This is a genomic window from Microcoleus sp. N9_A2, from assembly GCF_036701775.1.
In the GTDB taxonomy this organism is placed as follows: Bacteria; Cyanobacteriota; Cyanobacteriia; order Cyanobacteriales; family Microcoleaceae; genus Microcoleus.
The window spans coordinates 215,590-229,012 of record NZ_JAUBRH010000001.1 but is presented as its reverse complement, the minus strand read 5'-3'; the positions used below and the strand labels follow the sequence as shown (position 1 = coordinate 229,012).

Annotated in this window: 15 protein-coding genes; 6 read left to right on the top strand and 9 right to left on the bottom strand. The window is 44.8% G+C overall.

Annotation, left to right across the window (positions count from 1 at the left end; all coding sequences use genetic code 11):
- Positions 1–217: 217 nt before the first annotated feature.
- The 5 genes from QUA44_RS01010 to ureC all read left to right on the top strand — a co-directional run bounded on the left by QUA44_RS01010 (position 218) and on the right by ureC (position 4,712).
- On the top strand, positions 218–1,087 hold the full coding sequence (locus QUA44_RS01010) for an urease accessory protein UreD (RefSeq protein ID WP_333247205.1): 870 nt from the start codon (positions 218–220) through the stop codon (positions 1,085–1,087).
- Positions 1,088–1,249: 162 nt separating this feature from the next.
- On the top strand, positions 1,250–1,552 hold the full coding sequence (gene ureA, locus QUA44_RS01005) for an urease subunit gamma (protein WP_015179363.1): 303 nt from the start codon (positions 1,250–1,252) through the stop codon (positions 1,550–1,552).
- 33 nt (positions 1,553–1,585) lie between these two features.
- On the top strand, positions 1,586–1,897 hold the full coding sequence (locus QUA44_RS01000) for an urease subunit beta (RefSeq protein WP_333247207.1): 312 nt from the start codon (positions 1,586–1,588) through the stop codon (positions 1,895–1,897).
- A gap of 50 nt (positions 1,898–1,947) precedes the next feature.
- Positions 1,948–2,949, top strand: a complete 1,002-nt coding sequence (locus QUA44_RS00995) for a DUF91 domain-containing protein (protein WP_333247209.1) — start codon at positions 1,948–1,950, stop codon at positions 2,947–2,949.
- A gap of 5 nt (positions 2,950–2,954) precedes the next feature.
- Positions 2,955–4,712 carry an urease subunit alpha gene (gene ureC, locus QUA44_RS00990; RefSeq protein ID WP_333247211.1) on the top strand — a complete coding sequence of 586 codons (1,758 nt, stop codon included), beginning with the start codon at positions 2,955–2,957 and terminating at the stop codon, positions 4,710–4,712.
- Positions 4,713–4,944: 232 nt separating this feature from the next.
- Here the strand turns inward: ureC and QUA44_RS00985 are convergent, their stop codons facing one another.
- The 9 genes from QUA44_RS00985 to QUA44_RS00945 all read right to left on the bottom strand — a co-directional run bounded on the left by QUA44_RS00985 (position 4,945) and on the right by QUA44_RS00945 (position 12,174).
- A complete protein-coding gene (locus tag QUA44_RS00985; protein ID WP_333247213.1) occupies positions 4,945–5,289 on the bottom strand; it encodes a hypothetical protein in 345 nt (114 codons plus the stop codon).
- A 171-nt stretch (positions 5,290–5,460) separates the two neighbouring features.
- Positions 5,461–5,793 carry a CRISPR-associated ring nuclease Crn3/Csx3 gene (crn3, locus tag QUA44_RS00980; protein WP_333247215.1) on the bottom strand — a complete coding sequence of 111 codons (333 nt, stop codon included), beginning with the start codon at positions 5,791–5,793 and terminating at the stop codon, positions 5,461–5,463.
- 43 nt (positions 5,794–5,836) lie between these two features.
- Positions 5,837–6,766: a DUF192 domain-containing protein gene (locus QUA44_RS00975; protein ID WP_333247217.1), complete on the bottom strand. Its 930-nt coding sequence runs from the start codon at positions 6,764–6,766 to the stop codon at positions 5,837–5,839.
- Positions 6,767–6,785: 19 nt separating this feature from the next.
- Positions 6,786–8,549: an NAD+ synthase gene (locus QUA44_RS00970; protein ID WP_333247219.1), complete on the bottom strand. Its 1,764-nt coding sequence runs from the start codon at positions 8,547–8,549 to the stop codon at positions 6,786–6,788.
- A gap of 87 nt (positions 8,550–8,636) precedes the next feature.
- Entirely contained in the window at positions 8,637–8,930 is a 294-nt protein-coding gene (locus QUA44_RS00965; RefSeq protein WP_333247220.1) for an isochorismate lyase, read from the bottom strand.
- A 70-nt stretch (positions 8,931–9,000) separates the two neighbouring features.
- Positions 9,001–9,750: an NrtR DNA-binding winged helix domain-containing protein gene (locus tag QUA44_RS00960; protein ID WP_333247222.1), complete on the bottom strand. Its 750-nt coding sequence runs from the start codon at positions 9,748–9,750 to the stop codon at positions 9,001–9,003.
- Positions 9,711–10,310 carry a nicotinate-nucleotide adenylyltransferase gene (locus tag QUA44_RS00955; protein ID WP_333247224.1) on the bottom strand — a complete coding sequence of 200 codons (600 nt, stop codon included), beginning with the start codon at positions 10,308–10,310 and terminating at the stop codon, positions 9,711–9,713. The genes QUA44_RS00960 and QUA44_RS00955 overlap by 40 nt, the downstream gene beginning before the upstream one ends.
- 69 nt (positions 10,311–10,379) lie before the next feature.
- Positions 10,380–11,783 (bottom strand): nicotinate phosphoribosyltransferase, encoded by a 1,404-nt coding sequence (locus QUA44_RS00950; RefSeq protein WP_333247226.1) that lies wholly within the window; start codon positions 11,781–11,783, stop codon positions 10,380–10,382.
- A gap of 211 nt (positions 11,784–11,994) precedes the next feature.
- Entirely contained in the window at positions 11,995–12,174 is a 180-nt protein-coding gene (locus QUA44_RS00945) for a hypothetical protein (protein ID WP_333247228.1), read from the bottom strand.
- A gap of 108 nt (positions 12,175–12,282) precedes the next feature.
- On the opposite strand from QUA44_RS00945, the gene QUA44_RS00940 reads away from it, so the two are divergent.
- A complete protein-coding gene (locus tag QUA44_RS00940) occupies positions 12,283–12,432 on the top strand; it encodes an isochorismate synthase (protein ID WP_333049849.1) in 150 nt (49 codons plus the stop codon).
- Positions 12,433–13,423: the final 991 nt, after the last annotated feature.

Below are 13,423 nucleotides of genomic sequence, written 5' to 3'. Positions count from 1 at the left end.
TTCCCTGTCTAGATAGCTTAAGTCCTCTGAAGAGGACTGAAAAGAATATTTTATATTTTTTAATTAAACCATTAAAAAAATCTGTTATGCTATTTATTTAGTCCTCTTTCAGAGGACTTGAGCTGTGAGCCAGGGAATTAATTCCCTGGCGGAATGTTGGGTAGCGGGTAGTAATACTATATTTTTTATAATGTCTATTCTTGAACTCTAAAAATCTGTGATTCAAAACTCGACTGAACAAGCTGCAAATAAGATAAATGGATGGCACGGCAAGCTCAATATAGTCTACGCCAACCGTGACGGCGCAACTCAAATCATTCACAATCAAATGCAAGCGCCCCTAAAGGTGCAGCGTCCGTTTTATCCAGAGGGTAAAGAGGTTTGTCACAGCGTCATCTTGCACACGGCTGGGGGAGTTGTTGGGGGCGATCGACTTTCCAGCCATTTTCACCTCCAACCCAACGCCAAAGCCTTGATTACCAGCGCCGCTGCTAGTAAAATCTATCGTAGCAGCGGACTAGAATCACAACAAAATATCGACATCAAACTAGAAGCCGGTGCTAATTTAGAATGGCTGCCACAGGAAACAATAGTTTTTGACGGCGCAATATATCGGCAAAATTTTCGGGTAGAATTAGCACCGCAAGCGAGCATTATGCTATGGGAAATTACCAGATTTGGACGCACTGCTAGGGGCGAAAAATTCTTGTCTGGAGAATGGCAATCGCATACCGAAGTCTGGCAACAAAACAGCCCTTTATGGATTGACAGACAATTGCTCAAAGGTGGAGAAAAAATGCTCGAAAGTCCTCACGGCCTCGCAGGAAAACCCGTAGTCGCCACCCTCGCTTGGGTAGGCGAACCCGTCACCAAAGAACTCGTGGAAAAAGTGCGAAATTTGCCATCTGAGGCAACAATTTATCCGGGTAATTCCACCGGCGTGACTCGTATTCCTAACGGTTTGCTGTGCCGATATCGCGGTTCATCCACCACCGAAGCTAGAGACTGGTTTGTCAGCATTTGGCACTTGCTGCGCTTATCTTTTTCAGAACGCCCTTGCTGTTTGCCCAGAGTTTGGATAAAATAGGATGATATTTGAGTTTCAATGTATAGTTGCCCTCCTAACTAGATTATTCATCTCTCTCTTCTCTGACTCAGCGCCCTCTGCGCCCTTTGCGGTTAAATCATTCACCAACAACCGTAAAAGATATCATAATCAAATAATGCGATCGCCCTTACCAGAATAAAAATGCAACTCACCCCCCAAGAAAAAGACAAACTGCTGATTTTCACCGCCGCCCTGGTAGCAGAGCGCCGGAAACAAAGAGGCTTAAAATTAAACTATCCAGAAGCACTAGCCTACATTTCCGCCGCGATTTTAGAAGGAGCTAGAGACGGCCTCACCGTCGCAGATTTAATGAGCTACGGGACAACTCTCCTGACGCGGGAAGATGTCATGGAAGGCATACCGGAAATGGTGCACGAAGTACAGGTTGAGGCGACTTTTCCCGACGGTACTAAGTTGGTTACAGTCCACGATCCGATTCGTTAAATATTCTACCGCAACAACTCGCAGGAGATAGATATGATTCCGGGAGAAATGATTGTTTCAACAGGCGAAATTGAATTAAATGCAGGGCGTGAAACAGTGCGCTTGCTAGTCGCAAATACGGGCGATAGACCGATTCAAATCGGTTCCCACTATCACTTTTATGAAGGGAACGAAGCCTTAGCATTTAATCGAGAACAAGCAAAAGGAATGCGGCTGGATATCCCCGCAGGTACAGCAGTCCGATTTGAACCCGGAGATGAAAGGGAAGTGCAATTAGTAGCGTTTGTCGGCAGTCGTGAAGTCTACGGCTTTAATGGGAAAGTGAACGGTAAGTTAGATGGGTGAGACTTGTTTGCCGAGCTTAAAAAGAATAATTAGTAGGATTATAATTCGATATGTCAGATCAAATTAGATTGTGGGAAATATCAAAGGATAAATTGAATGAAATTACAGAATCTAAGTTAGACTTAGAATCGCGTTTGGAAACCTGGTTAGATAATGATATTTCAATCCTAGCAGACGATCTCTTGGTAATTGGTCGGCAAGTGATTACTGATTATGGTGGAAAGCTTGACCTTTTATGTATAGATAGGAACGGAGATTTAGTCATTGTTGAGTTAAAGAAGGACAAAACATCAAGAGAAGTAACAGCACAAGCCTTGGATTACGCCTCATGGGTTAAGGATTTGTCAAAGGAGAGATTGACAGAAATTGCCAATGCTTATTTACTAACTAAAAATGGCAGTAACTTAGAAGATGCTTTTTGTGATAAATTTAGCTCAGAATTCCCTAATATTTTGAATTATCAGCACAACATTATAGTTGTAGCTGCACAGATAGATAGTAATTCTGAAAGAATTATTAAATACTTGTCAGAAACTTATGGTGTGAGGATCAATGTCGCAACATTCCAGTATTTCCGTGACTCAAGCGGTAGAGAGTTACTAGCAAGAAAAATGTTGATTGAGGCTGAAATAAAACCTGTAAATATATCCCAAAAAACTCCCAACTTGACCCTAGAACAATTATCTGAAATGGCAGATGACAAGGAAGTTGGAAAAGTTTATAGACTACTTTATGACGAAGTTGTACCAGATATATTTTGGATAAATACAACAACAAAAGGTCTGGCATTGAGAGAAAGATGTCGGAATGGCAAACTTATCTTAAATCTTTTGTTAACTGAAAGCACGCCTAGGGATGGTCTAAAAGTTAAGGTATACATAGATAGAATTTCCAACTATTTAAACATTGATGCAGAAGAGTTTGCTGATTTGTTACCTAACTATCAAGAAATAGAACAAGATGATTCCTTTGGTTTAATTGCTGAAGGATTCTTTAAAACAGAAGAACAGGTTAAGCAGTTTGTGGCAAAATTAAATCAAGTAAGGAGCTAATTAATATGAGTTACAGAATGGATCGTCGCGCCTACGCGGAAACTTTCGGGCCGACAACGGGCGATCGCGTGCGTTTAGCCGATACAGAATTATTCATAGAAGTTGAAAAAGACTTCACAACCTACGGCGATGAAGTTAAGTTTGGCGGTGGCAAAGTCATCCGAGATGGCATGGGACAATCGCCTATTTCTAATGCTGACGGTGCTGTTGACACGGTAATTACTAATGCTTTAATATTGGATTGGTGGGGAATTGTTAAAGCAGATGTCGGGATTAAAGACGGCAAAATTTACAAAATTGGTAAAGCCGGAAATCCTTATATTCAAGATAGGGTAGATATTATTATCGGGCCTGGTACTGAAGTAATTGCGGGTGAAGGAATGATTCTCACGGCGGGGGGAATTGACTCTCACATTCACTTTATTTGCCCGCAACAAATAGAAGTGGCGATCGCCTCTGGAATCACCACGATGATAGGAGGAGGCACTGGCCCGGCAACGGGTACAAACGCCACAACTTGCACTCCCGGCCCTTGGCATATGTACCGAATGCTGCAAGCAGCCGACGCTTTTCCGGTGAATTTGGGATTTTTAGGTAAAGGAAATAGCAGCCAACCTCAAGGATTAGTCGAACAAATATTCGCCGGTGCAATGGGTTTGAAACTCCACGAAGATTGGGGAACTACGCCATCGACGATCGACAATTGTTTGAGTGTAGCTGACGAGTACGACGTGCAAGTTGCAATTCACACCGACACTCTCAATGAAGCGGGATTTGTGGAAGCGACAATTGCCGCTTTTAAAAATCGGGCAATCCACACTTACCACACCGAAGGTGCAGGCGGCGGACACGCACCGGATATTATTAAAGTCTGCGGCCAAGCTAATGTTTTGCCTTCGTCTACTAACCCGACTCGCCCTTACACTGTCAATACTTTGGAAGAACATTTAGATATGTTGATGGTTTGTCACCATTTAGATCGGGGGATTCCTGAAGATGTGGCTTTTGCTGAGTCGAGAATTAGAAGGGAAACTATTGCTGCTGAGGATATTTTGCACGATTTAGGTGCGTTTAGTATGATTTCTTCTGACTCGCAGGCGATGGGAAGGGTTGGGGAAGTGATTATTCGGACTTGGCAAACGGCGCATAAAATGAAGGTGCAAAGGGGGATTTTGAACGGGCAAGATGCCCGTTCCACAGGGAATTTGGACGGGCAAGATGCCGGTTCCACAGGGGGAGAAAATGACAATTTTCGGGCGAAGCGGTACATTGCGAAATATACAATTAATCCGGCGATTACTCACGGAATTAGTCAGTATGTCGGTTCGGTGGAAGAGGGTAAGTTGGCGGATTTGTGTTTGTGGCGGCCGGCGTTTTTTGGGGTGAAACCAGAGTTGATAATTAAAGGAGGGGCGATCGCCTACGGGCAGATGGGAGATGCTAATGCCAGCATTCCGACGCCGCAGCCGGTGCATATGCGGCCGATGTTTGGCAGTTTTGGGGGGGCTATTGGGGCGACTTGTTTGACGTTTGTAAGTCAGGTGGCGCGCGATCGAGATATTGCCGCACAGCTCGGTTTGCAAAAGCCCACTGTAGCAGTTTCGGGCACGCGGCAAATTAGTAAAAGAGATATGAAACTCAACGATTATTTGCCACAGATGGAAGTCGATCCAGAAACCTATGAAGTGAGGGCGGATGGGGAATTGTTAACTTGCGAACCGGCAACAGTTTTGCCAATGGCGCAGCGATATTTTCTGTTTTAACTGATATCTTGCACCATTGTCAGCAACAGGCAAGATGCCTGTTCCACAAAATATAAATTTTCTGGTGGAACAGGCATCTTGCCTGTTCATAAAAGGCTAATTGACAATGGTGCAATATCTCTGTTTTAACCGATTATACAATCATGTAGGGGCGGGTTTTACAAACAATATTTGCCAAAAATAGACAATCTCAAAAACCCGCCCCCACCCAACGGTAAATCTTCGTCTTACTTCATTCGGGAGTTGATTTCGTGTTAGAAAAATTGAGCGATCGCACTATCAAACCCTGGCACAAAAACCAAAAAAAAAGTGCAATATTAATCCCGCTCAACAGCTTCGGTATTCCCTCCAGCAAGCTCGAAACAATCTCGTTTTTTAACGGCAGCGCTTCTGCAAAAAAGGCAACAAATAACCAACCAACGCCACTCAGCAGTAAAGCATAGGGAGTCGAGCGAATTTGTCTCCGAAAAGCTAATCCGTATGAAATTGCCAGCACGGCGTAAAATATGACAATTGTCACTTTCGGAAAACCCGCACGTCCCAGATGAACGTGGGTGCGAAAAACTTCATTGAACAAAAAGCACTGACGGGGTTGTCACCCCGTCAACCCAAAACGCTCTAATTTAATCACGACTCTCCTGGATTTGTGGTGGAAACAGTAGTGTGAGCGTGTCGCTAACGCAGCTAAGATGCCGCCACCACGGGAAGTTTTATTTTTATTTATTATCACCTAAAACTTAGGAGAGTCTTAATCAGTTGGTAAACTCAATTTTAATACCTGTCCAACAGATACCTCGTGCTTGTGCGTCGCTACTACCACCGCACCTCCTAATCGCGGATCGTAACATCCCACCCAAGCCGCAGGATGACATTCGTGCACTAAATACCCGTACAGCCAAATTGCTCCTCTACCTTCAATGACAATTCCTTGACTCAATTGAACGTCTGGAGGAAGTTTCAAACCTTGTAAATCATCGGGTGTGATGATACCGTCTTGAGTTGTAATTCGCAAGCGCAAATGTTGGTAAGCTAAACCGTCTTGAGTTTGATGGGGGATTATTTTTAATTCAATAGGATTCATTGGATGCACAAATGTTGAATGCTGCGATAAAATCATATACCTTTTAGGGTAAATTGGGAATCCGATCGCCAACTTTGAGTCCCAATTGGGCCGCCCTTCCGCCTCTGAGTTCAATAACTCCGTCAACGGGAACATCCGGGCCGTAGTTGGGGCAGGTGTCGCTAAAACACGGCGGTACGTTAGGAATTATCGCCTGCACGACGCCTTCGCGCAGAAAAATCATATCGAGCTCGATCGACACGTTTCTCATCCAGAAACGCACGTTTCGCGCGGGGGCGATCGGGAAAAACATTCCCCTGTCATCGGGCAATTCTGTGCGAAACATTAAGCCAATTGCTTGTTCTTCGGGAGTTTTTGCCACTTCTAGTCCCAGGGGGCGATCGCCCACAATAGTATTCACAGAAACTGGCAAAAGTTGACCCATATCTATCCCGCTAAACAGCGATATAAAGTTGGTTTCTGTCAGATTAGGGTTTCCCAAAATTACTCCTAAATAATTACCAGAATTTTTATCTTTCATCACAGTTTGGTTATCCGCAAGAGAAATATCTAAATCGCTAAACTTCATGCCTTCTGTCAAGACAATTTTATCATTTCCGTTGGCAAAATCTGTAATTATATCGGCTTCAGTAATAGTAGATGCGGCGGAGGTTCTTTCAATCACAAATAAATCATCCCCCGCGCCTCCTGTTAAGATATCCCCGCCTTCGCCGCCTATTAGCAAATCGTTACCCCGATCGCCAAAAATCCAATCGGAGTCTTGTCCTCCATAGATTGTATCGCTTCCCTGACCGCCAGACAGCGTATCAGCGCCTTCATTTCCTGCTAGCAAATCATTGTCCCGATCGCCAAAAATTCGGTCGTTTCCGCCCAAACCTTGAATAGTATCATTACCTGCAAATCCTCTAATCGTATCGTTGCTGAGAGTTCCCAGGAGAAAATCGAAGCCGAAACTACCGTCGATGTTAACCATTTTGCGTTTAATGATGCGTTTAATAAAATGAAGATTTGGCGATCGGCATCCGCCAACCGGTACCAAAAGCTCGATCGCTAATTTTCAAACCCGGGGCTGCTTGTCGCCGTTTAAACTCCGCTTGCCTCACTAATTTTACTACACGTTTAACCACCGCTTCATCGTGTCCTGCAGCGACAATTTGTTGGGCAGATTCGTGATATTCTATCAACCGCTGCAAGATGTCATCCAAAACATCGTAATCCGGCAAAGAATCTTGGTCAATTTGCCCCGGTTTCAGTTCAGCACTCGGCGCTTTACTAATAATATTAACCGGAATAATTTCTTGTCTCTGGGGCGGGCACGGGGGTGGGTATGGAGAGGGCGGGCACGGGGGCACCGCCCCTACATATCCGCCAGAATTCAGCCACCGACAAAGCGAATAAACGCGAGTTTTCGGGACATCAGAAATCACCGCCAATCCCCCATTCATATCGCCGTAGAGAGTGCAGTAACCCACCGCCATTTCCGACTTATTACCAGTCGAAAGCAGCAAATGTCCGAACTTATTAGAAATTGCCATCAACAGATTGCCTCGAATCCGCGATTGAATATTTTCCTCAGCAATCCCGAAAGTTGTGTTGACAAACAAATCGGCGAGAGTGCGATCGTAAGTTTTCATCAAATCGCCGATCGGCAATAGTTCGATCGCGATCCCCAGATTTCGGGCTAATTCCAAAGCATCATTAACCGAATGATCTGAACTATAAGGAGAAGGCATCAGCACCCCTAGAACATTTTCGGGCCCGATCGCGCAACTGGCGATCGTCGCCACCAAAGCCGAATCTATCCCGCCACTCAAACCAAGTACAACCTTAGAAAAACCGCACTTGCTGACATAATCTCGTACTCCCAAAACCAAAGCAGCCCAAATTTCGGCATCTCCCTCGGCAGGATGAAAACTTAAATCAGTTGTGGATCGGGCATCTTCCCCGATCCCGCCGCTGCCAACTAAATCTTGTTTATTTTCGTCATATTCCAGCACCGCAAAATCCGTTTCAAAAGAAGCTAATACCTGAATCAAATCACCCTTTCGATTCAGAGCAAAACTGCTGCCATCAAAAATAATATCATCATTTCCCCCTACCTGATTAGCGTAAACAATCGGTATCCCGCAGCGGATGACGCTGTGCTGCAACATCGCCGATCGCACTCCCCGCTTCCCCGCAGAATAAGGCGATGCCGACAAATTCACCACTAAATCTACACCCAATTTTGCCAAATCGGAAACAGGATCGCCCGCGTAACTGCGTTTACCCCAAAACTCCTCATTGTTCCACAAGTCTTCACAAATTGTCACGCCAATTTTGACTTCGCCAATAGAAAAGTAATTGCTGTTTTCTCCCGGTTCAAAATATCTATCTTCATCAAATACATCATAAGTAGGCAACAAGCGTTTATGAAAAACTTGTTTGACGGCGCCATTTTGCAACAAAACAGCGCTATTAAACAATGATTTTCCGCCGAGTTTAACAGCATTAGCATTAGGTAAGGCAGTGCCGGCTATGACTGCTAACTCCGGTGGCAAAGCTTGCGCCAGTTGCTCCAACTGTACACCTGCATCTGCAATGAAACTCGGATTGATTAACAAATCGCGCGGCGGATAACCGATCAGGGAAAGCTCCGGTGTTAGCAATAAGTTTGCGCCCTCAACCTCAGCTTTTTTCGCAGCCTCCAGAATTAGGTTGGAGTTGCCAAAGATATCACCAATCGTAGGGTTGAGTTGTGCGATCGCAATTTTCATATCACCAAATCACCTCATAAATATTGCTAACAGTCCGCCCGCGCGGACTCACTTTCCTATAGTTCTAGATTTGAATGTATAGAAACCTTACTCTGATTTGAAATGTTTCAACTCTTCCTCAATATAATAATTTACCAAATCCCGGTAAATATTTTCAACCACATCAGGATTCAAACCTGATTCTAAAGCCCACTCGCGCCGCTGCTGTAACATAGCATGAAAGCGATCGGGCGCTTTAACGCCAGCTTCACTCGTTTTGAACCTTGCTGCCGCGACGACGTATTTAAATCTCTTGCTCAAAGCGTCGATCACTTCTCGATCGATGATATCAATTTCCTCCCGAACTTCGTGAATATTAGCGCATTCATCAGGGTCTTTCATAGTCTACACTCCTTAATAGCTTCTATTCTAATGTTACTAAATTGATCCCCAAATGTCATCCAAGGAACAGCTAGATAAACACCAACGGCTTATTTTTGAAAGGAGCAAAAGCGGCGGCATCAAAGCGGTACAAACTAGCAGGGCGGCCAGCCCTGCGCGAAACCTTAACACCGGTATCGCACAAAAAACCCAATTTCAACAATCGAGCTCTAAAATTAGAATAATCAGAAAAACTTTCCCCCAAAATAGTTGTATAAAGTTGATACAAATCGCTCAAAGTAAAAAGTTCCGGCAAAACTTCAAAAGCTACCGGGCTGTATTCAAGTTTGTTACGCAGTCGCCGATATCCGTATTCGAGAATTTGAGTGTGATCAAAGGCCAGCTTTGGAACTTGTTGCACGGGATACCAAGCAATGCCGCCGACACGGTGCCCGACACCCGCGACTACACTCCCAGCAATTAACTCAGCTTCCTCAAAGCGAACCAAAGCAAAATAACTAACCGAAAGATAACGATCGCCCCTGGTAAATTCCCGAGGATCGCGCCCCGGTTCTCCGAAAGTATACAATTGCTCCAGATACAAATTTTTTACCCGAATTTTCTCAGACAAAATCCGGTAAGCCGCATTTTCAAGAGACTCTCCCTGGCGCACCAAAGTACCAGGAAGACTCCAAGAATCGATAAACGGTTCGTCTTGCCGCATTACCAACAGCACCAACAAGCGGTTCTGCACGGTATCGACGGAAAAAATAACATTATCTACTCCTACTTTAAAGTCAGCTAATGAGCAACCCTCGCTCTTTTTTGTGCCTCTTGCCATGCGTACAAATGCTCCCTATGGATGTAATCTTCGATGGTCGGAGTCAGAGCTTCCGTGTCTCCTGTTTCGCGATAGGAAGTAGAAGAAACATTGGGAGCACTCAAAGATGCGATCGCCACGTCTGCACCCATGCGCCTCAACTGCCACAAATCTAATTGCTCTGACGGATAACCGGGTCGTGGTACTATCAGCAACTCCACTTGTTTTAACAATTGTTCAAATTTGTACCAGCGAGACAATTGCCCCACCAAGTCCGAACCTATTACCAGCGTCAAATCTGCATTCGGCCACAGCAATCTTGCTTGTTCCACAGTTTCCACCGTCCTCGGACTGCTGAGTTCTGGATGCAAGCAAAGATTGTGTCTGGGGGAATTAATTTCTTGAATCATTAACAGCAGCATTGCCGATCGGTGTTCTAGAGAAGTCTGGTGCGACTTAAAAGGATTGTCCGACGCCCAAACTGCTACCCAATCAAAATGTTGGGAAAGCCAATTCAGGATAGTTTTGTGTCCGGCTGTGGGCGGATCGGCACTGGTTCCAAAAAGAGCAATCTTCTGCATAGGGAATCGGTAATTGGTAATTGGGAATTGTTGACTGTTGACTGTTAAATGTTGACTACTGACTACTGACTACTGACTCTTTTTCGTTTTTTGGGTGAGACTCTGCAAATCTGTAGAAATTTCCACTGAGGGCGAAATCGGGTTGTCAAGTTGGCGAGTTTCGGGTCGAAGACTGGCGACAGAAGCAGCAGTGCGTTTGGCGATCTCCTCCAAACTTTCCGGGTTCTGGACTCGTTTGCCATCCTTGACAACCAACTCCATTAATGGTAGGTAAGAATCGCAATTGTGAATAGTTTCTCCCGACAATCCCAAACAATCTCCGAGAATTTGCCCATTTTCAATATGTCTAAAAATTTGCTTTCTTCCTGGATATGTTACCTTGTCGCTTGCCTCTTTCATCACCGGAATTCCGTCAATTTCCACCAACTTATAAACACCGTTGACAGGGGAACCGCTGACCAACTTGGTTCCCAAACCGTAACCGTCAATGCAAGCGCCGCTGCTTTTTAATTTAGCAATTTCTCGATCGTCCAAATCGCCGCTAGCAAAAATTGGAACGCCCGGAAGGATCGATCGAACTTCCCGAGACAGCACCGCCAAATCGCCGGAATCCAGCCGCACGCCTTCCAACTGCATTTCACCACTGTTTACTCGATCGGCCAACATCCGCGCCGCCGCCACAGTATCATAAGTATCGATCAGCAGCGGCGCCCCCGGAAAATAGCGGTGAAAAGCTGCAAACGCCTGATTCTCGCTACCTTCGAGGGCAGCCACAGCCATTACCAAAGCATGGGCGATCGTACCGACTGGTTTGCGGCCCAACTTCAAAGCAGCCAAAACATTAGAAGTTCCGTCGAATCCCGCAGCCAGGGCAGCCCTAGCCGCCCACACAGCAGCTTGAGGCCCAAAAGCCCTGCGCGTCCCGAATTCCAGCAACTTAGCCTCCGGGCCCGCCGCATCCCGCAGTCTGGCCGCCCGCGTCGCAATCAAAGTTTGATAATTTATGGCATTCAACAAATAAGTTTCCACCAACTGAGCCTGCCACAGAGGAGCCTCAATTCGCAGCAGAGGCTCGTTAGCAAACACCGCCGTCCCCTCCGGCACCGCCCAAACATCGCCAGTAAAGCGGGCTGTGGCGAGTAAAGTCCAAAATCGCTCTCCTGCGCCAGCAAAAATCCCAGTGGACTGCAAAGCCTGAATTTGCGCCGGCGAAAACCGAAATTTCTCCAGATAGTCAATAACTTGAGCCAAACCCATCGCGATCGCGTAGCCAAAACCTTCTGGCAGCCTGCGCGCGAATAATTCAAAACTCGCGGCCCGCCCGTCGATCCCTTCCCCGACGTAACAAGCGGACATCGTTAGCTGGTAGAGATCGGTCAAAAGGCTGTAATCTGCTGAAGAAACCGTTAGTTCCTGGTCTTCTAAGATTTCTTCAAAACCTGTGAGCTGCAGGCTTTCTGTCGCAGTTTCCATAAGAAAAACCCCGAACAAACTTCTTTTTTTTAATTATAGTGACAAACACCATATCTTTTTGTAAATTTTTGATAAAGATTGCAGATATTTGTCGAAAAAATTCGCTTATTATGCCCTTTAATAGCGGATTTAGGTTGATTTTTCGATTAATATTATGGTAAAAGCAATATAAATACTGAATTTAACAAACTCAGGAATTAAGCACAAACACTCAAGCGTTCCGGGTTTTTTGCGAAAATATTTCCTTGCAGCCTTTGAATAGAGTTAGAAAACCCGGTTTCTGAGCGTCGAAGGGCGATCGCGACTGCTTGAGTTGAGCCAGGAAAAATCTATCAGCAAAAGGTCGATCGTCCAAAAATGTGTAATGTCTCAAACCTTCAGCTTGCTTCATTGTTGCAGACCAATAAGTAATTCAAATAAATATTGCTAAACTCATCCACAGCCCAAAAATCCGAGTAATATTAAAAGTATCAGAACCCAGACAAGAGAGGCAGATTCTATGAATCTTTCTAAATCTTTGGCAAACGCGATGCGTTACGTTTCGGAAGCAGCGGTGCGGATTTTTAGCCCCAGCGATGACAACTATCCAAATAGTGGAGTTCAACCTTTTGAGGGTAAGCTCTCCAAAAGTTCTAAGTCGAGAGAATGAACAGCCATTCCGGCAGTTTCTCGTGAGTTCGGCACCGGCATTCAGTTTAACAGTCAACAGTTAACAATTAATTGTTGACTGTTAACTTTGGACTTTTGACTTTGACTGTTAATAGTAATTGTAGGTGGGGTTTCCCTTCCTTCTACCCAACATACAATTACCAATCACCAATTACACTAAACTTCCCAAATTGACAAAAAGCATATTCAGTGTAGTAAGCTTTTGAAACAAAGATTTTTGCCCCTGTTTTACTGCGTATAAGTTAGAGAAATACCAAGCAAAACGAGAACCTTTTGTTGCACTAGGGTTGGTTCAGTAACCTGATCAAAAATCAAACTATATAGCAATCCTTGCAGGAATCATAATTTTTTACCCCACCCCAACCCTCCCCGATCCCGCGGGGAGAAAGTAAGAAATTCACAAATGATGCGAGCGAGGATTGCTATAGGAGATATACTTGCAGAGGGAGGCATTAGAAATCCCATTTGAGCAGATTGCTTGAGAGATGATTTCTTGAGGGATTTATCATTTTTTTATACCTGAACAAAAAGTATTAGCTTTAGACCCAGTTGAGTATTTTGCTGAACCCAAAAATCGGGATTGAGGAATAGTCAAGCGATCGCAAAAACCTCAAATATCGGTAATTGCTTTTCCTTTTCCTCCTAATCAACGAAGTTCTGAACAGTTTTTCTTCCAACCTCCTTGAACTAAAATGTTGCACCATTCTCAATTAGCTGTAGGGGCGGGTTCGCGAGTAGCCTTAAAGGTTGCAGACAGGTAAAATAGACCCGCCCTCCCTTATCTTTATTGACATTGTTGCAAGATCTTAGTTGAACAAATGGCACCATATTTTAAGTTGCTACTTCGATACCTAAGAGTAATTCTACCCATAGACAAAAGTGTTTTTAGCTTAACTGGTTACAATGTGTAGACACTGGCTGCGGGCGATACCTAGCCGAAAGTTCGGGTCATTCCCCCGTCTGAAGACTGG